Below are 1,543 nucleotides of genomic sequence, written 5' to 3'. Positions count from 1 at the left end.
AGCTCACACCCTGGACAGCGTCGCCGAATCAGCTGGCCTCACCCGCCGCACCTTCACGCGTCGCTTCCAGAAGACGACCGGCACCAGCTTCGGTAACTGGCTGGCCGAACAGCGCGTGGCGCTGGCGCAGAGGCTGCTGGAACAGACCGACAAGTCGATGGACATGGTGGCCTTCGAGGCCGGCTTCGGCAGCGCCACGTCGCTGCGCCAGCATTTCGCGGCGCGGCTCAGAACCTCCCCGATGCAGTACCGGCGCGAATTCTCGAAGGGCGGCGCACAGGTCGCCATCAGCAGCGTGTAACCACCCGCGCCGGGTTGCCGACCACGGTCGCATTGGCAGGCACGTCGCGCATCACCACCGCGCCGGCGCCGACGATGGCGCCTTCGCCGATGCTGACGCCGGCGAGGATCACCGCGCTGCCGCCGATCCACGCGTTGTCGCCGATCGTCACCGATTTGGCGATCTCCAATCCGGCCAGCCGCCCGGCGGCCTCGCGGTGATGCTCGGCGCAATAGATCTGCACATTGGGGCCAAGCAGCGTCCTCCTGCCGATCTTCACCGGAGCGGTATCGAGAATGGTGCAACCGGCGTTCAGGAAGGCGCCCTCGCCGAGGAACAGGTTGAAGCCGTAAGCGCAGTGGAACGGCGCCTCGATGCGCGCGCCCTCGCCTAGGCCGCCGAGCAGCGCTTGCAGGGCCGCGCCGATGTCGCCGCGCTGCCGGGGCGGCATGCTGTTGTGCTCGAACACTGCGTCGCGGGCGGCCACCCGCATCGCCTCCAGCTCCGGGTCGATGCAGCTGTACCATTCACCCGCCGCCATCTTCATGCGCTCGCTTGTCGTCATGGCTGCTCCTCCATTCCCGTCCCGCTGCCAAAGCACAATCCGCCCGACCGGAAAAGCCCATGGCCAAACGCCAGGCCTATGCTAGCTTGCCATCCGCGGAACCGTGCGGGGCTCCGAATTTGAGGGGGTGATGATGCTCTACATTCTGGCATTGCTGATTGGCGTCGTCGCCGGCCTTCGCGCCATGACCGCGCCGGCCGTCGTTGCCTGGGGTTCGTATCTCGGCTGGCTCCCGGTTGCCGGCACCTGGGCAAGCTTCATGGGCCACTGGATCGCGGTCGGCATCTTCACCGTCCTGGCGATTGTCGAACTCGTCACCGACCAGTTGCCGTCGACGCCGAGCCGCAAGGTGCCGCAGCAGTTCGGCGCGCGCATCGTCACGGGCGCCTTCTGCGGCGCGGTGATCGGCGCCACGGTCGGCGCCACCATCGGCGGCCTCATCGCCGGCGCGATCGGCGCGGTGATCGGCACGCTGGGCGGCGCGGAAGCACGCGCCAGGATGGCTGCCGCCTTCGGCAAGGATCCGCCCGCCGCCTTCATCGAGGACGCGGTGGCGATCATCGGCGGCCTGCTGATCGTGGCGGCGGTCGCATGAGCGCGAAAAACTTCGACGCCATCGTCATCGGCGCCGGCCAGGCCGGCCCTTCGCTCGCCGGCCGGCTCGACGCCGCCGGCATGAGCGTTGCGCTGATCGAGCG

At 68.8% G+C, this 1,543-nt stretch carries 3 protein-coding genes; 2 read left to right on the top strand and 1 reads right to left on the bottom strand.

Features of this window, described 5'->3' with window-relative positions; genetic code table 11:
* Positions 1 to 301 (top strand): helix-turn-helix domain-containing protein (locus EOA32_RS37000; RefSeq protein ID WP_128374291.1); only part of this gene is annotated, 301 nt, incomplete at its 5' end.
* Here the strand turns inward: EOA32_RS37000 and EOA32_RS36995 are convergent.
* On the bottom strand, positions 288 to 845 hold the full coding sequence (locus tag EOA32_RS36995; RefSeq protein WP_128374290.1) for a sugar O-acetyltransferase: 558 nt from the start codon (positions 843 to 845) through the stop codon (positions 288 to 290). The genes EOA32_RS37000 and EOA32_RS36995 overlap by 14 nt on opposite strands.
* Before the next feature lie 133 nt (positions 846 to 978).
* On the opposite strand from EOA32_RS36995, the gene EOA32_RS36990 reads away from it, so the two are divergent.
* On the top strand, positions 979 to 1,440 hold the full coding sequence (locus EOA32_RS36990) for a DUF4126 domain-containing protein (protein WP_128374292.1): 462 nt from the start codon (positions 979 to 981) through the stop codon (positions 1,438 to 1,440).
* Positions 1,441 to 1,543 lie beyond the last annotated feature (103 nt).

Origin of the sequence: Mesorhizobium sp. M1A.F.Ca.ET.072.01.1.1 (genome assembly GCF_004023325.1) — a bacterium.
In the GTDB taxonomy this organism is placed as follows: domain Bacteria; phylum Pseudomonadota; class Alphaproteobacteria; order Rhizobiales; family Rhizobiaceae; genus Mesorhizobium.
This window is presented reverse-complemented; position numbering and strand designations above follow the sequence as displayed.

Excerpts from the sequence above, each read along its gene's own strand:
- EOA32_RS36995 (WP_128374290.1), bottom strand. The coding sequence starts at position 845 with ATGACGACAAGCGAGCGCATGAAGATGGCGGCGGGTGAATGGTACAGC.
- EOA32_RS36990 (WP_128374292.1), top strand. The coding sequence starts at position 979 with ATGCTCTACATTCTGGCATTGCTGATTGGCGTCGTCGCCGGCCTTCGC.